At 71.3% G+C, this 22,644-nt stretch carries 17 protein-coding genes and 2 pseudogenes; 6 read left to right on the plus strand and 13 right to left on the minus strand.

Annotation, left to right across the window (positions count from 1 at the left end):
* Positions 1-766: 766 nt before the first annotated feature.
* Both QSK36_RS01960 and QSK36_RS01965 read left to right on the plus strand, forming a co-directional pair.
* On the plus strand, positions 767-4,822 hold the full coding sequence (locus tag QSK36_RS01960; protein ID WP_285781123.1) for a ThuA domain-containing protein: 4,056 nt from the start codon (positions 767-769) through the stop codon (positions 4,820-4,822).
* A gap of 110 nt (positions 4,823-4,932) precedes the next feature.
* Positions 4,933-7,716 carry an OmpL47-type beta-barrel domain-containing protein gene (locus QSK36_RS01965; RefSeq protein ID WP_285781124.1) on the plus strand — a complete coding sequence of 928 codons (2,784 nt, stop codon included), beginning with the start codon at positions 4,933-4,935 and terminating at the stop codon, positions 7,714-7,716.
* A gap of 123 nt (positions 7,717-7,839) precedes the next feature.
* Here QSK36_RS01965 and QSK36_RS01970 read toward each other — a convergent pair whose 3' ends face one another.
* Positions 7,840-8,124 carry a YiaA/YiaB family inner membrane protein gene (locus tag QSK36_RS01970; protein ID WP_183536210.1) on the minus strand — a complete coding sequence of 95 codons (285 nt, stop codon included), beginning with the start codon at positions 8,122-8,124 and terminating at the stop codon, positions 7,840-7,842.
* Positions 8,125-8,201: 77 nt separating this feature from the next.
* Positions 8,202-8,990 (minus strand): F0F1 ATP synthase subunit A, encoded by a 789-nt coding sequence (atpB, locus tag QSK36_RS01975; protein WP_183536212.1) that lies wholly within the window; start codon positions 8,988-8,990, stop codon positions 8,202-8,204.
* 117 nt (positions 8,991-9,107) lie between these two features.
* On the opposite strand from atpB, the gene QSK36_RS01980 reads away from it, so the two are divergent.
* Positions 9,108-9,857, plus strand: coding sequence for a TetR/AcrR family transcriptional regulator (locus tag QSK36_RS01980; protein ID WP_183536214.1), 750 nt, complete (start codon positions 9,108-9,110; stop codon positions 9,855-9,857).
* A gap of 48 nt (positions 9,858-9,905) precedes the next feature.
* On the opposite strand, the gene QSK36_RS01985 is transcribed toward QSK36_RS01980, so the two are convergent.
* The 5 genes from QSK36_RS01985 to QSK36_RS02005 all read right to left on the minus strand — a co-directional run bounded on the left by QSK36_RS01985 (position 9,906) and on the right by QSK36_RS02005 (position 16,946).
* On the minus strand, positions 9,906-10,565 hold the full coding sequence (locus tag QSK36_RS01985; RefSeq protein ID WP_285781125.1) for a type II toxin-antitoxin system PemK/MazF family toxin: 660 nt from the start codon (positions 10,563-10,565) through the stop codon (positions 9,906-9,908).
* Positions 10,566-10,747: 182 nt separating this feature from the next.
* Entirely contained in the window at positions 10,748-11,758 is a 1,011-nt protein-coding gene (locus QSK36_RS01990) for an NAD-dependent epimerase/dehydratase family protein (RefSeq protein WP_285781126.1), read from the minus strand.
* Positions 11,759-11,907: 149 nt separating this feature from the next.
* Positions 11,908-14,184 carry a SulP family inorganic anion transporter gene (locus QSK36_RS01995; protein ID WP_285781127.1) on the minus strand — a complete coding sequence of 759 codons (2,277 nt, stop codon included), beginning with the start codon at positions 14,182-14,184 and terminating at the stop codon, positions 11,908-11,910.
* A 53-nt stretch (positions 14,185-14,237) separates the two neighbouring features.
* Positions 14,238-16,217, minus strand: coding sequence for a hypothetical protein (locus tag QSK36_RS02000; protein ID WP_285781128.1), 1,980 nt, complete (start codon positions 16,215-16,217; stop codon positions 14,238-14,240).
* A 183-nt stretch (positions 16,218-16,400) separates the two neighbouring features.
* Complete coding sequence (locus tag QSK36_RS02005; protein WP_139574618.1) at positions 16,401-16,946, minus strand: YbhB/YbcL family Raf kinase inhibitor-like protein; 546 nt, start codon at positions 16,944-16,946, stop codon at positions 16,401-16,403.
* 205 nt (positions 16,947-17,151) lie between these two features.
* Here QSK36_RS02005 and QSK36_RS02010 point away from each other — a divergent pair.
* Positions 17,152-17,457 (plus strand): annotated as a pseudogene (locus QSK36_RS02010) (BTAD domain-containing putative transcriptional regulator); the annotation flags it as partial.
* A 48-nt stretch (positions 17,458-17,505) separates the two neighbouring features.
* Here the strand turns inward: QSK36_RS02010 and QSK36_RS02015 are convergent.
* Positions 17,506-17,784 carry a hypothetical protein gene (locus QSK36_RS02015; RefSeq protein WP_285781129.1) on the minus strand — a complete coding sequence of 93 codons (279 nt, stop codon included), beginning with the start codon at positions 17,782-17,784 and terminating at the stop codon, positions 17,506-17,508.
* On the opposite strand from QSK36_RS02015, the gene QSK36_RS02020 reads away from it, so the two are divergent.
* Both QSK36_RS02020 and QSK36_RS02025 read left to right on the plus strand, forming a co-directional pair.
* Entirely contained in the window at positions 17,783-18,556 is a 774-nt protein-coding gene (locus tag QSK36_RS02020) for an ATP-binding protein (protein ID WP_285781130.1), read from the plus strand. The two genes, QSK36_RS02015 and QSK36_RS02020, sit on opposite strands and share 2 nt — an antisense overlap.
* Positions 18,478-18,966 carry a hypothetical protein gene (locus QSK36_RS02025; protein WP_285781131.1) on the plus strand — a complete coding sequence of 163 codons (489 nt, stop codon included), beginning with the start codon at positions 18,478-18,480 and terminating at the stop codon, positions 18,964-18,966. Before QSK36_RS02020 ends, QSK36_RS02025 begins: the two co-directional genes overlap by 79 nt.
* A 93-nt stretch (positions 18,967-19,059) precedes the next feature.
* Here QSK36_RS02025 and QSK36_RS02030 read toward each other — a convergent pair whose 3' ends face one another.
* The 5 genes and pseudogenes from QSK36_RS02030 to QSK36_RS02050 all read right to left on the minus strand — a co-directional run bounded on the left by QSK36_RS02030 (position 19,060) and on the right by QSK36_RS02050 (position 22,403).
* Positions 19,060-19,206 (minus strand): hypothetical protein, encoded by a 147-nt coding sequence (locus QSK36_RS02030; RefSeq protein WP_285781132.1) that lies wholly within the window; start codon positions 19,204-19,206, stop codon positions 19,060-19,062.
* Positions 19,203-19,946: a hypothetical protein gene (locus tag QSK36_RS02035; protein WP_285781133.1), complete on the minus strand. Its 744-nt coding sequence runs from the start codon at positions 19,944-19,946 to the stop codon at positions 19,203-19,205. Before QSK36_RS02035 ends, QSK36_RS02030 begins: the two co-directional genes overlap by 4 nt.
* 153 nt (positions 19,947-20,099) lie before the next feature.
* A complete protein-coding gene (locus QSK36_RS02040; RefSeq protein WP_352239654.1) occupies positions 20,100-20,552 on the minus strand; it encodes an ABC transporter permease in 453 nt (150 codons plus the stop codon).
* Between the two features lie 39 nt (positions 20,553-20,591).
* Positions 20,592-21,454, minus strand: a pseudogene (locus QSK36_RS02045) (ATP-binding cassette domain-containing protein); the annotation flags it as partial.
* A gap of 127 nt (positions 21,455-21,581) precedes the next feature.
* Positions 21,582-22,403 (minus strand): SAM-dependent methyltransferase, encoded by an 822-nt coding sequence (locus QSK36_RS02050; protein WP_183536228.1) that lies wholly within the window; start codon positions 22,401-22,403, stop codon positions 21,582-21,584.
* Positions 22,404-22,644 lie beyond the last annotated feature (241 nt).

Below are 22,644 nucleotides of genomic sequence, written 5' to 3' on the forward strand. Positions count from 1 at the left end.
TTCCGGCCGGTGAGCGACCGAGGGGACCGTCAGCGAGGCTTTCGACGCCGTTGATAAAGCTTTTGATGGAAGTAGGCGATAGTTCTGCCAAAAAGTCAAGAAGTCAGTGTGTAAGCAAGAGAACTTTGTCACAGGACTGGATGAAGTGCGGTGAGGCTGCTACGTTGAGCCCAAACCGCCCACTTGACGCAACCGGACTGTCGCAGTCCGCTCCGTCTCCTGGGCATCACCTGGCCCTCGTCCACCCGCCTACGCAACCATCCGCGACTCTCGGAAAGGCTCAGCGGTGCTTCGGCGACACCCCCCACGGCCGACATCCGCCCGGCATGGCCCGCCCTCTCACACCCCGGCGGACCTGCGGCTCAGACATGCCGGACCACGCCCCGGCGGCGCCGCCGGGCGTCGCCGGCTTGGCGGCGCCCCGGTCTGAGACCGGGAAGACGCCCTTCGTTTCGGTCGCCGTCCCGACGGGACGGCCGGCTACCGCTGCACGCGATCCGTCCCCGGCGCCCGCGACGACGGGCTCCGCGGCGATCGCCCGCAGAACAGCGCGACGAACGGCGATGCCGCACGCCCGCGACGACCCGAACCGCCCTGACCGCTTCACCGCGATGCCGGGATCAGGGATCAACCGGCGAGCGAGAGGAGAAGGAGACCGGCAAAACCCTCGTGCCTCCCGGCATCTGCGTGCCCGGTCGCCGCCATGGCCGACCGAACGACCTCCGCAAGGTGCTGATCCAACCCCCCGAACCTGAAGGAGCGAACGATGGGTCGCAGAGACCTGCTCGTACACCCTCGGCCACCCGCCTGGCGCCGCGCTCTGATCACGGCGTCGAGCGCCGCCCTGACGCTGGGACTGGCGACGGTCCCCGCCGCGCAGGCGCAGGCCGCACCGGCCCTCCCCGCCGCGCAACTGCAGGCCCAGGCCAAGCCCAACCCTCCCGAACCAGACGCCGACAAGCCCGATAAGCCTGATACAGATGGCAAGTCGGTCGGTGTGCTGGTGTTCCACGGCCCCGCCAAGGAACAGAGCGACCCGGTCGAGAAGGCCGCGGACTCGATCAAGGACCTGGGCAAGGACAACGGTTTCTCCGTCGAGGTGTCCGAGGACCCGGCGGTGTTCACCTCCAGCAACCTGGCGCGCTATCGCGGCGTGGTGTTCCTGTCCGCCAAGGGCGTGACGCTGAACGCCGCCCAGGAGGCCGCCTTCCAGGCGTACATCCGGGACGGCGGCGGGTTCGTCGGCGTCCACGACGCCGTACGCGCGCAGCCCGACTCGTCCTGGTTCACCGACCTGGTCGGCACCCGCCCCGCCGGCAGCCTGCCCCCGGCCGAGAAGGTCGTGGAGATCACGGCGAACGGGGACAACCCGCCGAACGAGACCAAAGAGAAGCTGGTCGACGGGAACAACAACAGCAAGTGGCTGACGTTCAACCCGACCGGCTGGGTCTCGCTGAAGCTGGAGCAGCCGAAGGCGATCGCCCACTATGCGCTGACCTCGGCCAACGACTTCCCCGGCCGCGACCCCAAGGACTGGACGCTGCAGGGCTCCCAGGACGGGAAGAGCTGGACGGACCTGGACAAGCGGACCGGGGAGACCTTCCCCTCGCGGTTCCAGACCAAGGAATACAAGTTCACCAACGGCACGGCGTACGCGTACTACCGGCTGAACATCACGGCGAACAGCGGTGAGCCCCTCATCCAGCTGGCCGAGCTGCGGCTGTTCGGTCCCGACGCCGGGCCTCCGCCGGACAGCCAGGTGCAGAAGGCCACGGTGGACTTCACCGACAGGCAGCACCCGGCGAACAAGGGCCTGCCGTTCAACGCGACGCGGTCCGACAAGTGGATGAACTGGAGCCCGAGCCCGCTGGGCAAGGTCCAGACGGTCGCGCAGGTCGAGGAGTGGACCTACAAGGCGGGCCTGAACGGCAACGGCGCCTTCCACCCGATCTCGTGGTGCCGCGACTACGACGGCGGCCGGTCGTTCTACACCGGCATGGGCGGCACCGAGGACAGCTACACCAAGGACGAGCAGTTCAAGAGCCACCTCGGCGGCGCGATCAAGTGGGCGGCCGGCCTGGTCCGCGGCGACTGCCAGGCGACCATCGCGTCGAACTACAAGACCGAGCGGCTGACCGCGCAGAACCAGTCGGGCCAGCTCGACCAGATCGGCGAGCCGCACGGCCTCACCGTCGCCCCCGACGGCAAGGTCTTCTACGTCGGCAAGGCGGCCTGCCCCAGCGGCCCGATCGCCGACTGGAACAACCCGAAGGTCGGCCTCGGCTGCGGCACGATCCACCAGTGGGACCCGAAGACCAAGCAGGTCAAGCTCCTCACCACCCTCGCCGTCATGGGCAACCGCGGCAGCGGCGACGAGCTGGTGAAGAACGAGGAGGGTCTCCTCGGCATCGTGCCCGACCCCAAGTTCCAGGAGAACGGCTGGCTGTACGTCTACTGGATGCCGCACGAGTCGATCGACAGGGACAAGCGGATCGGCAAGCGGACGATCTCCCGGTTCACCTACGACTCCGCCACCCAGACGATCGACCAGAAGACCCGCAAGGACCTGCTGCAGTGGGACACCCAGATCCACAGCTGCTGCCACGCGGGTGGCGGCATGGCCTTCGACAAGGAGGGGAACCTCTACGTCGGTTCCGGTGACAGCAACTCCTCCGGCGGCTCGAGCGGTTACTCCGGGAACAACTGGACGCAGGACTACAAGGGCACCTCGTTCCAGGACGCCCGCCGCACCGCCGGCAACACCAACGACCTGAACGGCAAGATCATCCGTATCCACCCGGAGGCCGACGGGACGTACACGGTCCCGAAGGGCAACCTGTTCACGGGTAAGGAAGAGGGCGGCGGCAAGGCCCGCCCGGAGATCTACGTGATGGGTGTTCGCAACATCGCGCGGCTCCAGTGGGACAACGTGAACGACTGGCTGACCGCCGGATGGGTCGGTCCGGACGCGGGCGGCCCGAGCGAGATCTGGGGTCCGGCGAAGTACGAGACCGCGACGATCCTCACGTCCGCGGGCAACCAGGGCTGGCCCTACTGCATGGGCAACAAGCAGCCCTACCGCGACCGCAGCAACGTCGACGCCAACCAGCCCGCCGACTGGTACAACTGCGACAACCTGAAGAACACCTCGCCGCGCAACACCGGCCTGGTCGACATCCCGCCGGCCCGCGACAACATGATCTGGTACTCGCCGCAGGGCGGCGGCCCGGTCTACCCGAAGCGGACCGACGGCAGCGGCCTGCCGACCTACAAGCTGGGCGACGAGACCTTCACCCAGCCCTATCTCTCCGGCGGCGGCCAGGCGGTCATGTCCGGGCCGACCTACCACCGCTCCGAGGTCGACACCGACAGCGGTGTCGCGTGGCCGGCGTACTGGGACGACAAGTGGTTCATCGGTGACGAGTCCAACGCGAACAACCGGGTCGCGGTCACCGTCGACCCGAAGGGCGTCAAGGACGCGAAGCCGCCCGTCTTCGCCGAGGACCTGCGCTCCATCATCCAGCCCGGCGGCGCCGCCACCCAGCTGCAGTCGTGGATGGACGCCAAGTTCGGCAAGGACGGCGCGCTGTACATGCTGGACTACGCCGGTGGCTTCTTCAGCCTGCACCCCAACCAGAAGCTGATCCGCATCACCTACCAGGGTGGTCCCGCGACGCCGAACCCGAGTCTGGCCACGGTGCGGCCGGAGCGGCAGAGCACGCCGAAGACGGTGGTGTTCTCCCACACCAGGGCCGGTGGCGTGAAGTGGGAGTGGGACTTCGGTGACGGCAGCAAGCCGTCGACCGAGGCCGACCCGACGCACACCTACAAGGACTTCGGCACCTACAAGGCCAAGCTGAAGGTCACCTACGCCGACGGTGAGGTGGCGACCGGCGAGGTCACCGTCGAGATCGGCTGCCCGGCGCCCGACGCCCGGCCGACGGTCCGGCTGCTCGACACCGACACCGGCGTGGCCAACCGCGTCGTCGCCGGCGGCTGCACGATCAACGACCTGATCGACGACGAGCGCTCGTGGTCGAACCACGGCGAGTTCGTCAGCCACGTCAACGACCAGGTGAACGAGTTCCGCAAGGCCGGCGTCATCGACAACCGCGAGGCCACCACGCTGAGCAAGGCGGCGGCGCAGTCCGAGATCGGCAAGACGAACGGCTACGAGACCATCTTCGACGGGACCGCGCAGTCCCTGCAGGGGTGGTCGCAGGCTCCGACCGGCCAGTTCATCCTGCAGCAGGACGGCACCCTCCGCACCTCCGGCGGTATGGGCATGCTGTGGTACTCCGCCAAGGCGTACGCCGACTTCTCGGTGCGGCTGCAGTTCCGTGACGTCGCGCCCGGCACGGCTCGGGCCAACACCGGCGTGTTCGTCCGGTTCCCCGACCCGCGGACCCCGCTGGACCAACGTCCGGCCGGGAGCTGCGGCACGGTCGGATCGGCCCGTACGTCGGAGGCGTGGGTCGCGGTCTACTGCGGCCACGAGATCCAGATCTACGACGGCGACACGGGCGAGCCGCAGAAGACGGGCTCGATCTACAACTTCCAGTCGAACACCATGGACAAGGCCGGGGCGACCCCGAAGGGCCAGTGGAACGACTACGAGGTCCGGGTGGTCGGGCAGCACTACACGATCATCCGCAACGGCGTCGTGATCAACGAGTTCGACAACACCCCGGGCAAGTCGTCGTCCCGCGGCGGCGACCCGGCCACGGACCTGCGTCAGTTCGTCAGCGGGTTCATCGGGCTGCAGAACCACAGCAACACCGACCTGGCGGAATTCCGCAACGTACGCGTGCGGGAGCTCTGACCCGGTAGCCGGGCGGGGGGAGTCCCCCCGCCCGGCCCCCACCCCATGACCTCAGGCGGACGGACGCCGTTCGTCCGCCCACATGCACGTTCTGTGAGGTGCGACCTCAGATGCAGTTATTGACAGGAAGGCTACGCGGGGCGCTACGCGCCGCCGTGGCCGTGTTGCTGTTGTGCGTGGCGCTTCCGGCGCTGTGGCTGTCGCCGGCCGAGGCCGCCGCGCCGCAGCCCGAGGCGCGGCAACAGGTCAGCCAGGCGGCGGCGCAGGTGCTCACCTGGACCGCCGACAACAGCATGACCGCGTACAAGGACGCGCCGACCACGGCGGTCGCGGGACCCACGACGATCGTCTTCGAGAACAGCATGGCGACCGGCAGCACGTTCGGGATGACGCACACGCTGACCTTCGACACGTCGACGCCCGGGTACAACCACGACGTCACCGTCAACATCATCGCGAGCCCGTACGACGCGGACGGCGGCCGGCACGAGGTCCAGGTGAACCTCACTCCCGGCAAATACCGCTTCTTCTGCGCGATCCCCGGCCACCAGATGGTCGGCGAACTCGTGGTCACCTCTGGTGGCCCCACCGACACGACCGCGCCGCAGGTGTCCGCCAACGTGTCTGGCGAGAAGGACGCGGACGGCAACTACGTCGGTTCGGCGACGGTGACGGTCTCGGCGAGTGACACCGAGTCGGGTGTGGACAGGGTGGAGTACGCGCTGGACAACGGGGCGTTCACCACGTACTCGGCTCCGGTGTCGGTGAACCAGGTGGGCTCCCACACCGTGCAATACCGGGCGACCGACAAGGCGGGCAACGTCTCGCCGGCCGGGTCGGTGTCGTTCAAGGTGGTGGCTCCGCCGGCGAAGGACACGACCGCGCCGCAGGTGTCGGCGCAGGTGGCCGGTGACAAGGACACCAACGGCAACTACGTGGGGTCGGCCACCGTCACGATCTCGGCGAGCGACAGCGAGTCGGGGGTCGACACGGTTGAGTACTCCCTCGACTCGCAGCCGTTCGCGCTCTACTCGAAGGCGCTGACGGTCGACCAGCCGGGGGCGCACCGGGTGAGCTACCGGGCCACAGACAAGGCGGGCAACACCTCGGCGGTGGCGTCGGTGACGTTCACGGTCGTGGTTCCGCCGGCCAAGGACACCACGGCTCCGCAGGTGTCGGCGCAGGTGTCCGGCGACAAGGACGCGGACGGCAACTACGTCGGTCTCGCGACGGTGACCGTCTCGGCCACTGACACCGAGTCGGGCGTCGACAAGGTCGAGTACGCGCTGGACGGCGCGGCGTTCGCGGCCTACACGGCCCCGGTCTCGGTGAACAAGACCGGGTCGCACACGGTGCAGTATCGGGCCACGGACAAGGCGGGCAACACCTCGCCGGTCGGGTCGGTGACCTTCAAGGTCGTCGCGCCGCCGGCGAAGGACACGACCGCGCCGCAGGTGTCGGCGCAGGTGGCCGGTGACAAGGACGCGGACGGCAACTACGTCGGTCTCGCGACGGTGACCGTCTCGGCCACTGACACCGAGTCGGGCGTCGACAAGGTCGAGTACTCCCTCGACGGGCAGCCGTTCGGCCTGTACTCCGCGCCGGTGGCGGTCAAGCAGGCGGGCGCGCACACCGTGAGCTACCGGGCCACCGACAAGGCCGGGAACGCCTCCGACGTCGGGTCGGTGTCGTTCAAGGTCGTCGCACCAGAGCAGAAGGACACCACGCCTCCGCAGGTGTCCGCCAACGTGTCTGGCGAGAAGGACGCGGACGGCAACTACGTCGGTTCGGCGACGGTGACGGTCTCGGCGAGTGACACCGAGTCGGGTGTGGACAGGGTGGAGTACGCGCTGGACAACGGCGCGTTCACCACGTACTCGGCTCCGGTGTCGGTGAACACGGCCGGGTCGCACACGGTGCAGTATCGGGCCACGGACAAGGCGGGCAACACCTCGCCGGCCGGGTCGGTGTCGTTCAAGGTGGTGGCTCCGCCGGCGAAGGACACGACCGCGCCGCAGGTGTCGGCGCAGGTGGCCGGTGACAAGGACACCAACGGCAACTATGTGGGGTCGGCCACCGTCACGATCTCGGCGAGCGACAGCGAGTCGGGGGTCGACACGGTTGAGTACTCTCTCGACTCGCAGCCGTTCGCGCTCTACTCGAAGGCGCTGACGGTCGACCAGCCGGGGGCGCACCGGGTGAGCTACCGGGCCTCCGACAAGGCGGGCAACACCTCGGCGGTGGCGTCGGTGACGTTCACCGTGGTGGTTCCGCCGGCCAAGGACACCACGGCTCCGCAGGTGTCGGCCGGTCTGTCGGGCACGAAGGACGCCGACGGCAACTACGTCGGTTCGGCCACCGTGACGGTCTCGGCGACCGACACCGAGTCGGGCGTCGACAAGGTCGAGTACGCGCTGGACGGCGCGGCGTTCGCGGCCTACACGGCCCCGGTCTCGGTGAACAAGACCGGGTCGCACACGGTGCAGTATCGGGCGACCGACAAGGCGGGCAACACCTCGCCGGCCGGGTCGGTGTCGTTCAAGGTCGTCGCACCGGAGCAGAAGGACACCACGGCCCCGCAGGTGTCGGCCCAGCTCAGCGGCAGCATGGACTGGGCCTGGAACTACGTCGGCTCCGCCACGCTCACCATCTCGGCGACCGACGGCGAGTCGGGCGTGGCCACGGTGGAGTACTCCCTGGACGGGCAGCCGTTCGCGCTGTACTCCAAGCCGGTGGCGGTGGGCCAGCCGGGGGCGCACACCGTGAGCTACCGGGCCACCGACAAGGCCGGCAACACGTCCAACGTGGGCACGGCGAAGTTCAGCGTCGTCGGCGCCGGACCGGGCTCTGACTGCACGAAGCCGGGCAAGGGCAAGGGCTGCAAGGACGACTGAGTTCCTTCAGCCGCAGGCGGCCTCGGTCCGGCGACGGGCCGAGGCCGCCTCTTTCCCGTCCGCCTAAGGGACGTTCGGATGGGCGGCGGTGTCAAGGCATCGTGCCCCCGCAGCCCTCGAAGATCATTCGGCCCGGAAGGGGTCGTGCTCGGCGAGGAGCTTGTCGAGCCGGGCCTGGTCCACCCGGCTGACGACGGTCGCCTCCTCCTGCCGGTCCCGTACGCACTTGGCGAGCGTGAACGTCGAGGTCACCACGTACATCAGCCCGAGGGCGAGGAAGGAGCGCACCCAGGTCGTCACCGGGAGGTAGAGGATGCCGGCCGCCAGGCCCACGAGAGAGATCGCGAACGAGATGACGGCCTGGATGTAGAAGGCCGTCGTCGTCGAGGGTTTCACCGGTTTCGCCATGGTGCCATCGTCCGCGGCGTACGCCTGCCGGGACATGAGCGCCGATACTCAGTTACCGGTGAGTACGAACCCCCGCTTCAGTGGTCCGGGTTCAGGGCGTTGCCGATGTACATCGCCGCCAGCATGGTGAACAGGAACGCCTGCAGGAACTGGATGAAGATCTCCAGCCCGGTCATCGCGACGGCCATGGCCACGCCGAGGAGGCCCACCGAGAACCCGGGCACCGTGGGGTGCTCGACGAGGAACCAGAATCCCACCGCGCTGAAGAACGCCAGCAGCAGGTGCCCCGCGAACATGTTCGCGAACAGCCGTACGGCATGCGTGAACGGCGCGAAGACGAACGTGTGCAGCAGTTCGATGGGTGCGTAGAACGCGAGGGCGAGCGGCTTCGGCAGGCCGGGCGGGAACATCAGGCTCTTGAGATATCCGCTCACCCCGTGGTGCCGGAAGCCGAGATAGAGCTTGATCACGTATACGACCACGGCGAACACCACCGGGAACTCGATGTGGGAGTTCACCGGGAACTGCACTCCCGGGATCACGCCGAACAGGTTCCACAGCAGGATCAGTGAGAAGAGGCTGAGTAGGAACGGCATCCACCGCTCGGCGTCCGCGCCGAGGAACGGCCGGGCCACCTGGTCGCGGACGAACAGGTAGCCGTACTCGCCGAGGTGCTGCAGGCCGCGCGGGACGAGGGACGGCCGCGCGAACGCCCCCCAGGCGAGCACGCACAGCAGGATCACGCCGACCGCGGCCAGCAGCACGGGCTTGTTCAGCCAGTGTGGCGCGCCCGGCCACAGCGGCGGAAAGTCGAACAGTTCGAGACCGGGGGCCGTGAAGTCGTCCCCGGCGAGGCTTGCGGGCATGGGGAATCCCCTCGTCCGGCCGTCCAAAAACTGAGTACGCCGTACTCACTTTATCGATGAGAGCCTACATACCCGGTACCGTGTACGCAATAGCGCGACGACCTGGGACGATCAACGATGACGGGCCACGAGAACCTGTGGATGCGACCCGAGCGCCCTGCCCGCGGGCCGCGGCCGAGTTTCAGCCGCGCCGCCCTCGCGCAGGCGGCGATCCGCATCGCCGACGCCGAGGGGCTGGAGGCGATCTCCATGCGGCGGCTCGCCGCCGATCTCGGAGCGGGCACGATGTCCCTGTACCGCTACGTGACGAGCAAGGACGAGGTGTTCGACCTCATGGTCGACACCGTGGTGGGGGAGTACCTGCCGGAGGACCGGCGGCCGCCGGACGACTGGGTCGAAGGACTCCGCCTGCTCGCCTGGCAGGCCCGGCGCACCATGCTGCGCCACCCGTGGCTCGCGCCGCTGGCGGCCGGCCGCCCGCAGGCCGGCCCGAACAGCGCGCGCCTGACGGAGACCGCCCTCGGCATGCTCGACGCTCTCGGCCTGAGCGTCGACGAGATGCTGACCCTCGTGGGCGCGGTCTTCGCGTACGTGAACGGCTATATCCAGAGCGAACTGGCCGAGGCCGAGGCGCTCCGGCGGTCGGGGCTCACGCTGGCGCAGCGGCTGGCGCAGCACCTGTCCTACATCCAGTCGCTCATCGCGACGGGGAACTATCCCATGCTGGAGCGGATGACGAAGGAGGGCGGGCGGGAGTACATGGGCACCGACGACCGCTTCGCGTACGGCCTCGACCGGCTGCTCGACGGCATCGCCGCGGGTCTGCCGCCGCGCGGCGGCTCGGAAGGGCCCGCGTCGTCACGGTGACGCCGACGGCCGGTCTCGGAGGCGGGCCCGGTCTCGGAGGGGTACGGCTCAGTTCGGGGTGATCTCGTGGAGGCGGCAGACCTGCCGCCAGACGTGCGCGTCGAGCGTGCCCGCCCTGTCCTGGAAATCGGCGACGGGCACGCGGACCGGGCCGGTGAGGTCGAGGAAGCTGTTGTGGTCGGCGTCCGGGTCCCAGGTGCGGGTGGGGATCTCCACGTGGTCGGAGCGGTCGCTGCGGTCCTGGCTTGTGATCTTCAGGACCTCGGCGCCGCCCCGGTGTGTCCTGAGCACCACGCAGGGGCGCACCTTGTGGCCCGGCCCGTCCTCGTAGGGCACGTCGGCCCACCAGATCTCACCCGGACGCGGACCGGCCTGCGTCGCCGCACCGCCGCGCGCGCCCGCTTCGCCGCCCGTCGTCCGGCCCGCAGCCCGGCCTCCGCCCTGGCCTCCACTTCGGGCCCCGGCCCCGGAGGTGGTGCCGCGCCTCGTGTCGGGAGCGGTGCCGCCACCGGGCCTGGTGCCCGGCCGCGCGGTCCCGGCCGGGGCACGCTCACCGGGCCGCGCGGTCCGGCCGGCGTGGCCTGACGGGCGGCCGCCCGACGAGGGGCGCGGCGCGGACCGCCGGCGCGAGGTCCCCGGCAGGCGCCCGGTCGCCCCGAGCGCCCCGAAAACGACCAGCACGGCCACGATCACAACCACCCAGATCATGGCCGACAGCCTACGGCTCCCCGCGGACAGCTCAGGTAGGGGAGTCCACCCCCGTCCGGCGCGCTCGGTTCCGCCGCCGCCCTGCCCGCCCGCTCGGCTCCGGCAGGCGAGTCCGCCCGCCCGGCGCCCGCGCGCCCGCACGCCCGCGCGCGCCGGCACGCGGGCGGGCAGGCCGGTCGCGGTCAGGGGCGGGCGTCCCAGGCGGCGAGGATGCCCGCCTCCTTCTCCGGGGCGATGCCGTGGTGCATCCGGCCGCCGAAGCTGCGCCGCTCCTCGGGGATGTCCTTCAGCCACTCCCAGGTGTCCCGGACGGTCTCCCGCACCGGCCGGCAGGTGAGACCCGCGGCGATGGCCTTCGCCGAGGAGTGCGTCCACACGCCCTCGCTCTCCCCGGAGGCGGACCACAGGGGAAGCTCGGTCCACTGCTCCACGCCCTGGTCGACCAGGAACGCGTCGTCGGCCCAGACGAACTCCGCGTCGGAGCCGGTGACCTCCACGCAGTCGTTCAGCCAGCCGCCGAAGGTGGCATTGCCCTGCACCCCGCCCGTCATGTAGCGGCCGGTCGTGCCCCTGGCCGCCTGGTCGAGGGTGAACGCCGCGATGTCGCGGGCGTCGATGAGCTGGATCGGCCGCGCCGGGTCACCGGGGGCGAGCACCCGGCCGCCCCTGGAGACGCGGGTGAGCCACCAGGGCAGCCGGCCCACGTTCTCGTGCGGGCCGAGGATCAGGCCGGGCTGGATGACCAGGGCGCCGCCGTCGAAGTGCTGCTCGACCGCCCGCTCGCAACCGGCCTTCAGCACGCCGTAGTCGCCGAACTCGGCGTCCGCGTCCGGCGGGCACTCGTACAGGGGGAAGGTCTCGTCGACGCCGGACTTGTCCGGCCAGTCGCGATAGGCGGAGATGCTGGAGATGAACGTGTAGTGCGGAGCGTGCCCCGACAGCGTGCGCGCCGACTCCAGGACGACGCGGGGGACGAACCCGCACACGTCGATCACCGCGTCCCACTGCCTGCCGTCGGCGAGCCGCCGCAGGTCGTCGGTGCTCTCGCGGTCGCCGCGCACCGCCTCCACGCCGGGCAGGTCCGTTCCGCTCCTGCCCCGGTTGAACGTCGTGACCTCATGACCGCGCCGCAGCGCCTCGTCCACTATGGCGCGTCCGAGAAACACCGAACCGCCGATGACCAGAATCTTCATAACGGTCATCCTTGGCCCGCCCGCGTCACACGTCTGCCCCGTTTCACGGTCGGCGGACATGATCTGCTGACAGCGGAAGGCGGGCGCCGGGACGCCCCCCCCGGGCGCGCCGCCGCACGGCCGTTCCCGCCGGCTCGGCCGTGCGGCGCTCAGCCGGTGCGCAGCTCGGGGACCGGCGTGAAGCGCTCCTGATCCAGCAGATGCACCCGCGCCACGCCGATGTCGAAGTACAGGCCCGTGAGCTCCAGCTTCCCGGCCCGTACGAGGGTGTCCACGAACGGGTGGGTGCGCAGATTGTCGAGCTGCTGGATCACGTTGGTCCGGCAGAGCCGGTCGAGCGGCCCGGCGTCGTCGTCACACGGCTCGGCGGCCACGAACCTGGCCAGGCTCTGCCGCCCGTGCCGCAGCCAGTTGCGCAGCGCGGGCAGGTCGGGCACCTCGCCCAGCAGGGCGGCCATCGCGCCGCATCCCGAGTGCCCGCAGACCGTGATCGTGCGCACGTCGAGCACCTTCACGGCGTACTCGATCGTGGCCGCGACCGAGTCGTCGGCGGGGACGGCGCCGCCGCGCGGCACGAGGTTGCCGATGTTGCGCAGCGTGAACAGGTCGCCGGGACCGCTCGCGGTGATGATGTTCGGCACGATGCGGGAGTCCGCGCAGGTGATGAACAGGTGCGACGGCGACTGCTTGCGGGCCATGCGGTGGAGCACCGGGCGGACCATCGGCGCGGTCCTGCGCTGGAACTCCCGCGTCCCCTCCAGCAGGTCGGGCACGCCCTGCGGCTCGCAGAGCACGGGGACGTCGTCGTGGCTCCCGCCGTCCGCGCCGATCACCGCGTAGGACCCCGCGTTCCCGGCGCCGGCGTGAACGGGACGGGAGTGGCGCCGGTAGGCCCAGGGCAGCCACCAGCGGTCGTGCCGGGGCGGAATCCTGGCCGGGAACAGGCGGACGCCGTTGATCGCGGCGGAGTACCACTCGCCGTGCGGCTCGTCCACGTCGATGACACCGCCGGTGCGTTCGTGCTCAAGCCGCCAGGCGTGCAGCGCCTCGAAGGCGGCGTTGTCCATGAAGTCGAGGTGCAGGTCGAGCTCGACCGCGGCCCCCGCGGGGATGCCGCGCAGCGCCTCGGTCAGCCGGGGCACGCCGAGAAACGTCAGCGACCCGGTGACGACGACCCGCCAGCGCCGCTCGCCCACCTGCCGTGCGTCGACCGAGACCCAGGCCAGGCGGCGCAGGGCGAGCAGGGCGGCCAGCCCGAGGCCGATCGCCACGCCCTCGGCCAGGCCGATCAGCACGACTCCGGCCATCGTCACGAAGTAGACCGGCATCTCGCGGTGGCTGCGCAGGTTGCGGACGTGCCCGAGGTTGACCATCTGCACGCCGATGAACAGCAGCAGCGCCGCGAGCGCCTCCAGGGGGATCAGCGCGATCATCCAGGCGAAGGCCGTGGTGAACAGCAGCACCCACACCCCGTGGAGCACCGTGGACCAGCGGCTGCGGGCGCCCGCCCGCGCGTTGGTGGTCGTGCGCACGACGACGCCCGCCACGGGAAGGCCGCCCAGCGCGCCGGACACCGCGTTCGCCACGCCCTGCGCGGTCAGTTCACGGTCGAGGTCGGCGCGGGGACCGTCGTGCAGGCGGTTGGACGCCACGCAGGTCAGCAGCGACTCCACTCCGGCGAGGAGGGCGACGAGCAGGACGGCCCCGGCGATCGCGTGCCAGTCGCCCTGTGGCATCAGAGGTCCCTGGACCGAGGAGAACCCGCCCTTCAGGTCCACCTTCGTCAGGTCCCAGCCCGTCGCCGCGGCCGTCAGCGTGGCGACCGTCAGCGCGGCGAGCGGGGCGGGTACGGCGCGCAGCCGGGGGATCCGGCCCCATACGAGCAGGACCCCGATCGTCAGCACGCCGATCATGACGGCGTGCGTGTGGTTGTCGAGGATCTGGGCGGGGAGTTCGAGGACGTTCTCCAGCGCGGAGCGCTGCGGCGAACCGCCGAGCACGATGTGCAGCTGGGACAGCGCGATCACCACGCCGACCCCGGCGAGCATGCCGTGGACGACCGCGGGGGAGACCCCGAGCGCCGCCCGCGCCACCTTGAGCCCGCCGAGGACCAACTGGAGCAGGCCGGCCATGACGGTGATGGCGCACGTGGCGCGCCAGCCGTAGGTGTGGACGAGCTCGGCGACCACCAGGGACAGCCCTGCGGCCGGACCGCTCACCTGGACGACGGACCCGCCGAGGGCGCCGGCCACCACGCCGCCGACCACGGCGGCGACGAGTCCGGCCGCCACCGGTGCGCCGGACGCGACCGCGATGCCGAGCGACAGCGGCACCGCCACCAGGAAGACCACCAGCGATGCCGGCGCGTCGTGCCGGAGCACGGACTTCCAGTTACGTGGCGAGATCGTGTCGTCACTGATTGTCATGGGCTGACAATATGTCAGCCGCGGAGGCCGTCACCAGGCAGGGAACGGGAAAATCACCGGTAGTAGTCGGGATAGTCGCTCTCCGGGTCGCGGTGGCGGCTGCCCCGCCGCCGCCCGCCCGCCGAGGTGGGGGTGTCGCCGGGGACCTCGTCGTAGGAGGGCCAGCTTCCACCGGCGTTCTGCTCGGGCCACGACGGCTGGGCGCCGCCGTATCCCTGCTGTTGCTGCCGGTCGTAGCCGTACTGGCTCTGCCCCGACGGCGCGTCGTAGCCCGCCGACTCGTACGGCGAGGCGGTTCCCGGGGCCGAGCCGGTCACCGTGTCCGAGGCGTCGATCGTCGCCCAGCCCGTGCTCACCTCGTACGACGGGGTGGCGGGCGCGGCGGGTGACGGCGCCGAGGCGGCCGGGTAGCCGCCCTCCGCCGGGTAGGTGGACGAGTAGCCGTCGTAGGCCGGGGTCTGGTAGGTCTCCGCGTTGGGCCAGGAGGACGCGCTGTGCGGCGGTTCCGGGTCGTCGAGCACGTCGCGGGCGCCCGGCCAGGAGGAGGAGCCCGTCGTGGGGGCGGAGGCGGGGACCGGCGGGTAGCTGCCCGCGACCGGCCAGCCGGGGTCGGTGGCGCCGCCGGCGTCAGGGCCGGTCACCGCCGCGCCGGAGCCCGCCGGGTTGGGCGGGTACGACGGCGAGGCGTCGGCCGCGCGGAACGGGCCCGTCGCGGCGCGGGACGAATCGTAGGCGTCGGATCGGGGCGTGTCGTAGCTCGCCGCCCACGCGTCGAAGGAACCGCCGGTCGAGCGGGACGCGGGGTCGGCGAGGGAGTCGGCCGACGAGGCGGTGGGCGCCGCGGCCTCGAACGCGCCGCTCGTGCGGGCCGGGTCGTACGCGCCGGCGGCGAAGGACCCGGTGGCCGGGATGGGGGAGGACGGCGCCGTGTCGTAGCGTCCGTCGTGGGAGCCCGTGCCGCCCTGCGAGGCGAACGGCCCGGTGCCCGCGGGCGTGTCGTAGGCGGGGGCCCCGAACGGGCCGGTGCTCGCCGCCATCCCCAGAGGGTCGGCGCCCGGCTGCGTCCCGTACGAGGCTGCGCTCGCGGACGACGGGAACGGGCCCGTGGCGCGCTGGCTGTCGTAGGAGCCGCCGGCCTGCCCGGCCTCGCTCGCAGCGGCCGCCGCGGCGGCGCGGCGGGCAGCGGCCCGCGACGAGCGGCCGGACCTGCTCGGCCTGCGGGTGGACGCGCCCGGCGCGCCCGACTGGGTTCCGGCGGCGGTCGCGAAGGGGTCGCCGGCCGGGGACGCGGGGGCGCCGCTCACCGCGGGGGAGTCGAACGGGCCGGTCGTGCGGCTCGCGTCGAAGGGACCGGTCGAGGGGGAGCCGGCCGGAGCGGCGGGGACGTCGAGCAGGTCGGGCGTCGGCGCGGAGAAGGTGACGGTCTTCTGGTCGGCGAGAGCCGAGGCGGAGACGGGGGCGGCGGGAAGCACAGGCTCGTCGGCGTCGGCGCGCCGGGCGCGGCCCGGGCGGGCGGGCAGGGGGGCCTGCACGGTCGCGGCGTCGGGGTCGGCCGCCTGGGCCGCGGCGCCGGCCGCGCCCGCGGTCTCGTCCACCGGCCGGGGGGTGGCCATCCTCGCGGCGATCGTCCCCCCGAAGCCGCCGTCGTCGGCGCGTACGCGCGACCAGTAGTCGTCGTCGTAGTCGTCGGCCCCGCCCCACTCGTCCACGCCGCGCTTGCCACGGGCGGCGGCGGGCTGTTTGCCGCCGCGCTGCGCGGGCCGTGCCGCCTGCCGCCCGCCGGGGCGGGGGGCAGGGCGGGGCGCCGGGCGCTGCTTTTCAGGCTCCTCGAAGGCGTCGAACCCCTTGGGGAAGCTCTCGAAGAACGTCTCCTCGGCGGGCCGCCGGGGCTTGGGGCCCTTGTTCTCGGCCATCGCCTTGATGCGCTCGGCGGAGAGAGCGCTCTCCCTGCGGTTCATCGACCGCATGCCCAGCGCCACGACCAGCAGCACGAGAAGCACGACGGCGACAAGACCCACAATGACCGCAGTCATAGCACCACCCTCAAGGCCATGGCCTTTCTGCGGCGCCGGTGAGATCGCGCGGCCATCGACGCGACCTGCCCCCTTTGACCACCTGCGCTCAGCAATTGGATCCGATTCTGCTCGACCACAATGACCGTTGTCACACCCTAGGTGAAGATTGGTGTAGCACGACTACCTCCGGTGCCCAGCATGTCACTCGATCGTGTTCGCCGTGAGGCGCCCACGGGCGATGGTGTGACTCGCGATGCCCTCCAGGGTCTCCGCGAGGTCGGCGCCCTGCTTCAGGTCGAGCTTCGTGTTCAGCGCGTAGACAGTGAAACGGTAGCTGCCGTCGGCCTGGCATGGGGGCGCATAGCCCACCTTCCCGCTCGACGTCATGCCCTGCCGGGCGCCCCGGGGGACGTCGTCCATGCCCAGCTCGGTCGTCGCGGGGTCGATGTCGAACACCACCCAGTGCACCTCCGGGCCGCTGCGGGGATTGTTGTCGTCGACCACGAGGGCCACCGACTTGGCGCCCGACGTGCCCGACCAGCGGAGAGGCGGGTTGCCCTGCCCCCCCTTACAGGAGTAGTCGTCCGGCAGGGGGGCGCCGTCGCGGAACTGCGGGCTCGACACGCTGATGACGTCGAGGTTCCTCGGCGATCCCCCGCCCAGGATTCCGCAGCCCGTCGCGGCCAGCGTGAGCGCCGTCACCGTGACGGCGGCTCGCGTGACCGCTGATTTTCTCGGCGACCCCATGCCCGATGATGCTACGCGGATTGGACAGGTGCCCCGACCGGATCGCGGTGATCCGTACCGATGACCGGGCCCGTGCGAGCCGTTGACCTCCGTGTTCTCCCGAATCGATCGGTACGTGCGGAGAACCGGTATGTGGGGGTGTGAGGCCCCGGACGCCCTTATCCGCCACAATCGAGGCATGCAGGGGGACACGCCGGGAGCGGGCATGAGCTTCGCCGTTCTGGGCCCCCTCGACGTACGGCGCGACGGGCGGCCGGTCGAGGTCGGCGGGCAGCGGCTGCGGGCCCTGCTGACGCTGGCGGAGCTGGCCCTGGGCCGGCACGCCGATCTGATCTCGGAGCTGCGGCTGCTCGTCACCGCCCATCCGCTGCGGGAACGGCCGCACGGGCAGCTCATGCGCGCTCTCTACGTGGCGGGCCGCAGGGTCGAGGCGCTGGCCGCCTACGAGGAGGCCCGATCCGTGTTCGCCGACCGGCTCGGGGCCGACCCCTCGCCCGCGCTGGCCGAACTCCATCTCGCGATGCTGAGGGGCGAGCTCTCCGAGGAGGGAACCCGGCCGTCACCGGCGGTGACGCCCACCGGGCTTGCCCGGAGCGAGCGGGTGCTTGCCCGGAGCGAGCGGGTGCTTGCCCGGAAGGAGCAGGCGCTCGCCCGGGTGGAGCAGGGGCTCGCCCGGCTGGACCGGCCGCAGCCGCGCGCTCCGCGCCGGGGCAACCTGAGGGCCCGGCTGACCGGCTTCGTCGGCCGGGACGACGACGTCGGCAGGATCGGCGGGCTCCTCGCCGCCGACCGCCTGGTCACACTGCTCGGCGCGCATCTGCCGCGAGCTCGACGGCATGCCGCTCGCCATCGAGCTGGCGGCCGCCCGGCTCCGCACGCTGTCGGCCGGGCAGATCGCCGAGCGGCTCGGCGACCGGTTCCGGCTGCTCACCGGCGGAAGCCGTACGGCGATGCCCCGCCACCAGACGCTCCGCGCGGTCGTGGAGTGGAGCTGGGACCTGCTCGACGCCGGCGAGCGCGCGCTCGCGGCGCGGCTGGCGGTGTTCGCGGGCGGGGCCACGCTGGAGGCCGCCGAGCAGGTCTGCGAGGGCGACCTCGACGTGCTCGGCAGGCTCGTGGACAAGTCGTTGGTCGTGTTCGACGGCGGCCGCTACCGCATGCTGGAGACGATCAAGGCGTACGCCGCGGAACGCCTGGCCGAGTCGGGCGCCGAGCGGCAGGTGCGGCTCGCCCACGCCGAGTTCTTCGCCCGCCTCGCCGAGGCCGCCGAGCCGCACCTGCGCAGTAGGGAGCAGCTCGAGTGGCTGGCCCGGCTGTCGGCGGAACACGACAACCTGTCGGCGGCCCTCAGGTGGGCCTGCGAGGCGGCCGAGACGGACTTCGCGCTGCGTCTGGTCGGCGGGCTCGGGTGGTACTGGTGGCTGTCCGGCCACCGGCTGGAGGGCGCCCAGCGGTTGGAGGAGGCGCTGACCCTGGCGGGCGGCTGTGCGGCGCCACGGGTGACCCCATCGGGCTGGCCGGGGTGCGGCACGTGCGGGGCGACTTCGCCAGGGCCGACGGCGGCCTCGAGACGGCGCGGCGCCACTACGACGAGGCCGTCCGGCTGCTGAGATCCACGCCGGCCATTTCGCAGTTCGAGGCGACGCTGACGACCTCGCTCGGCATGCTGGCCGAGCAGGAGGGAGACGCGGCGGCGGCACGCGTCCTGCACGACAGGGCGCTGGCCCTCGCGGTGAAGTCCAACGACGCCCCGGTCATCGGGCACGTGCTCGCCGGGCACGCGGCGCTCGCCGCCCGCGACGGCGACCACGCGCGGGCCCCCGTCGTCCTCGGCGGGGCGGAGGCCGTCCGCGGGTTCGTCCACGACCTGAGCATCGACCACCGGAGGGTGGCCGACGCCGTGCGAGCCGTGCTCGGGTCCGCGGAGTTCTCCCGATGCCGCGAGCGCGGGCGCGCCATGAGGCGCGACGAGGTGCTGGCCTTCGCGTCCGTACGGTGGCGATCGAGCAGGGCCGGCTAGATGTTTCCGGGCGTAGAAAGCCGCCGCCGCCAACGTCCCCGCGGGGCCGGCGCGGCTCCCGTGGCGGCCAGGATGAAGATGCCGATCGTGCGCCTACAGTCCAGCGGGCCGGTTGCCGACCTGGCGGGTGCGCTGGGCATCGACCAGGTGCTGGAGTCCGGCGCGCTGGGCGGCGAGGTCTGCCGGGTCGGTGAGTTCGGGCCCAGCCGTGTGCGCGCCGGAGGCTTCGGTGCCCCTCACTGCGGGCGAACGGCGATCGATTCGGCGGAGAGTGTGACCTCGACGGTGATGTGCGGATTGTCCAGCTGGGGGAGCTGAAGCCCACGCTTGAACTCCTCCGCATCGTCCGGCATCACCTTCGGCTGAACTGTGACCTCGACTTGGCCGGTCTCGTCGTCTGGGTGCGCCGTCATCGTGGCCACCTCAGGACGGGATCGGAGCCAGGAGACGACCGTGTCCTGGGCCCGCCGGAGCTCCGCGGCCGAGAATCCCTTGCCGCCGATCAGGGTGACCTCCATGGGGAGGGTCCTGGCCAGCTCGATCGCGCGAGTCGGGATGGGACCCTTGAAGCCGACGCGCAGCCCCCGCTGGTTGTCGACGTATCTGACGCCGGAGATCTCGTCGGGGAACTCCGCATTGAGTTTGTCGATCACCTGGCTGTCGGACGACTGTGAGCCGAAGCGGTCGATGGCCTCCTCGTAGGAGATGCCCTCCGATTTGGCGACGGCCCCGAGGTCGACCAGCTCGGCGTAGGGAATGCCGTCGATCGCCACGTCCGGGTCGGTCACCGCGGGGTCGTATCCCTCGAAGTCCGTCGGCTTGGGCGACGAGGTGGCAGCCATCCGGGTCGCGTAGCGCTTGACGACCTCCTCCAGGGGCCGGCCCGACGCCGCCGCCTCTCGCTTGAGCCGCTCCAGGGTGGGCCGATGCGCTTTGGGCTGATCGGCCCGTGGCAACACGATCGTCTCGGTCCCGGCCACAGCGGTTACCGGACCAGCACCAGACTGGCCGCAGGCGCACAACGACGCAAGCACCGCGATGACGGTCAAACGCGATCCCTTCATGCCTAAGGGACGCGTCGCCGGCCTGGAGGGTTCATCACATCCAGGCACCCCCATCCAGCGGAGGGCCTTTCAGGCGCGGTTGCGGAAGGTGCGGACGGCGAACGGGGCGAAGACGACGATGATGCCCGCGGCCCACAGCAGCGAGATCGTGGCGTCCGACGCGACCGGCCCGCCGCCCAGCAGTCCGCGCACGGCGTCCGCCAGGTGGCTGACCGGGTTGACCTCCATCCACTTCTGCAGCCAGGACGGCATGGTGTCGGTGGCGACGAAGGCGTTGCTGGTGAAGGTGATCGGCATCATCAGCGAGAACATCAGGATCTGTACCTTCTCCATGCTCGCCGCCGTGACCCCGACCAGCACCGCCATCCACGACATCGCGAGCGCGAACGCCAGCAGCAGCGCGAGCGCGCCGCCGAACACGTAGGTGAACAGCAGCAGGAACATGATCGGCTGCACGCTGAGGTCGAGCAGCTCCATCGGGTTGTGCTTGATCTGCACCAGGCTCCGCCAGGCGAGCGTCATCGTGTGGCGCAGGGCCGCCCCCGCGCCCGGCCGGGAGGACGCCACGACCACGTCGAGGTCGTCGAGGCGCCGTACGATCGCGGGGACGGCCGCCGGGTCGCGCACCGGGGCCGTGACCTGGCCATGGGAGACCTCCGGCGTGACGCCGAGCACGTCGGCCACCACGCGGCGGACGAGATCGAGGTGGGCGGCCTCGATGGGCCGCACCTCCAGGACCTGACCCCCGGTCGCCGCCTTCAGGCCGTCCGGCGTGCCGCTCGCGATCACCTTCCCGTGGTCGAACACCACGATGTCGTCCGCGAGCTGGTCGGCCTCCTCCAGGTACTGCGTGGTGAGCAGGACGGTCACGCCCTCGTCCCGGAGGCCGCGGACGACGCCCCACAGCTCGGTGCGGCTGCGCGGTTCGAGGCCGGTCGTGGGCTCCTCCAGGAACAACACCTGGGGGCGGCCCACGAGGCTCGCGGCGAGGTCGAGCCGGCGGCGCATGCCGCCCGAGTAGGTCTTGACCGCCCTTCCGCCCGCGTCGGTGAGCTGGAAGCGGTCGAGGAGGCCGTCGGCCCGGCGCCGTGCGTCCGGCCTCGTCAGGCCCGGCAGGCGGCCGATCATCACGAGGTTCTCGACTCCGGTCAGGGTCTCGTGGACGGCCGCGTACTGCCCGGTCAGCCCGATGAGTGAACGCACCTGGTGCGCCTGCCGGACCACGTCGAACCCGGCCACGTGCGCCCCACCCCGTCCGGCCGCACGAGCGTCGCCAGGATCCGCACAGCCGTGGTCTTCCCCGCCCCGTTGGGGCCCAGGACGCCCAGGAGGCGGCCCTGCGGCACCTCGAGGTCCACCCCGTCAAAGGCTCTCGTCTCGCCGTACCGTTTCGCCAGGCCCTCGGCCTGGATCGCACAGCCCATGGCGTCTCCTCCGGTCGTGTGCGCCTCCACTCTGCGGAGCGGCGCTGACACGGCCCTGAGGGCGGCCGTCAGCCGCTGACATATCGCTGACGGCGCGGCTGAGAAGGCGAAGAGAGCCGGCGAGGCCTCAGGGGCGGCGGGCCAAGACTCCGATGTAACCGCTGTTGCTCGGGTCGCCCGGGTACTGGTCGTGGCGGGGACGCCAGAGCTCGACGGGCACGACGCCGGGCTCCAGAACCTCCATGCCGTCCAGCATGGCGGCGAGTTCCTCGGGGCCACGGTGCACGAAGCCCCCCGCGGAGGTCTTGCCGTAGACCGACTGCGCCTGCTCCACCTTGTTCTGGTCGGAGCGCCGGACATAGGTGTGGGAGATGGCGAGGTAGCCGCCGGAGGGCAGCCCGTCCTGCAGACTCGAGACGATCCGGCTCACCTCCGCGTCGTCGGTGAAGAAGTGCAGGACCGCCAGCGCGAGGATCGCCACCGGCCGGTTGAAGTCCAGGTGCGCGCGGACCCGCTCGTCGGCGAGGATCTCGCCCGGCCGCCGCAGATCCCCCTCCACCACGACGGTGTCAGGTGTGTCGGCGAGGATGGCGCGTGCGTGCACGAGAACCGTCGGATCGTTGTCCACGTAGACGGTCTGGGAACCGGGACCGAACATCGCGGCGACCTGGTGCACGTTCTGCTGCGTGGGCAGCCCGGTCCCGATGTCGAGGAACTGACGCACGCCGGCCTCGGCCAATTCCCTGATCACCCGCACCAGGAAGGCGCGGTTGGCGCGGGCCAGCGCGGGGATGTCGTACCCCTGCTCGCGCCCGAGCCGGATGACCTGGTCGGCGGCCTCGCGGTCGGAGGCGAAGTTGTCCTTGCCGCCGAGGAAGTAGTCGTAGATGCGCGCCACGCTCGGGACTTTCGGATCAACACCCTCCGGAACGCGTCCTGTCTCCGTCATTCGTCGCCTTCCGCGCGATTCGGTGCTCCGGGTGATGAATCCATGCGTTGACGATCATAGGAGGTATGGGCGCGCCTCACCCGCCGTACGGCGAGGAAGCCGGACGAAGGGTCATGCGCGGGCAGGAGGACGAGGGCGACGGGCGCACGACGGTGACATCACGGTGCCGTCGGCGTGGCCGGGATACGTGGGCCGACCTGCACCGCGACTCGTGGAAGCCGCGGCGGGGACGCCAGTACGG

Origin of the sequence: Microbispora sp. NBRC 16548, from assembly GCF_030268985.1 — a bacterium.
In the GTDB taxonomy this organism is placed as follows: Bacteria; Actinomycetota; Actinomycetes; order Streptosporangiales; family Streptosporangiaceae; genus Microbispora; species Microbispora catharanthi.

Excerpts from the sequence above, each read along its gene's own strand:
- QSK36_RS02015 (WP_285781129.1), bottom strand. The coding sequence starts at position 17,784 with ATGCCGTCGAGCTCGCGGCAGATGCGCGCCGAGCAGTGTGACCAGGCG.
- QSK36_RS01985 (WP_285781125.1), bottom strand. The coding sequence starts at position 10,565 with ATGATCTGGGTGGTTGTGATCGTGGCCGTGCTGGTCGTTTTCGGGGCG.
- QSK36_RS01970 (WP_183536210.1), bottom strand. The coding sequence starts at position 8,124 with ATGGCGAAACCGGTGAAACCCTCGACGACGACGGCCTTCTACATCCAG.
- QSK36_RS01990 (WP_285781126.1), bottom strand. The coding sequence starts at position 11,758 with ATGAAGATTCTGGTCATCGGCGGTTCGGTGTTTCTCGGACGCGCCATA.
- QSK36_RS02040 (WP_352239654.1), bottom strand. The coding sequence starts at position 20,552 with ATGACGCTCGCCTGGCGGAGCCTGGTGCAGATCAAGCACAACCCGATG.
- QSK36_RS02050 (WP_183536228.1), bottom strand. The coding sequence starts at position 22,403 with ATGACGGAGACAGGACGCGTTCCGGAGGGTGTTGATCCGAAAGTCCCG.
- QSK36_RS01980 (WP_183536214.1), top strand. The coding sequence starts at position 9,108 with ATGACGGGCCACGAGAACCTGTGGATGCGACCCGAGCGCCCTGCCCGC.
- QSK36_RS02005 (WP_139574618.1), bottom strand. The coding sequence starts at position 16,946 with ATGGGGTCGCCGAGAAAATCAGCGGTCACGCGAGCCGCCGTCACGGTG.
- QSK36_RS02020 (WP_285781130.1), top strand. The coding sequence starts at position 17,783 with ATGCCGCTCGCCATCGAGCTGGCGGCCGCCCGGCTCCGCACGCTGTCG.
- QSK36_RS02000 (WP_285781128.1), bottom strand. The coding sequence starts at position 16,217 with ATGACTGCGGTCATTGTGGGTCTTGTCGCCGTCGTGCTTCTCGTGCTG.
- QSK36_RS01995 (WP_285781127.1), bottom strand. The coding sequence starts at position 14,184 with ATGACAATCAGTGACGACACGATCTCGCCACGTAACTGGAAGTCCGTG.
- atpB (WP_183536212.1), bottom strand. The coding sequence starts at position 8,990 with ATGCCCGCAAGCCTCGCCGGGGACGACTTCACGGCCCCCGGTCTCGAA.
- QSK36_RS01960 (WP_285781123.1), top strand. The coding sequence starts at position 767 with ATGGGTCGCAGAGACCTGCTCGTACACCCTCGGCCACCCGCCTGGCGC.
- QSK36_RS01965 (WP_285781124.1), top strand. The coding sequence starts at position 4,933 with ATGCAGTTATTGACAGGAAGGCTACGCGGGGCGCTACGCGCCGCCGTG.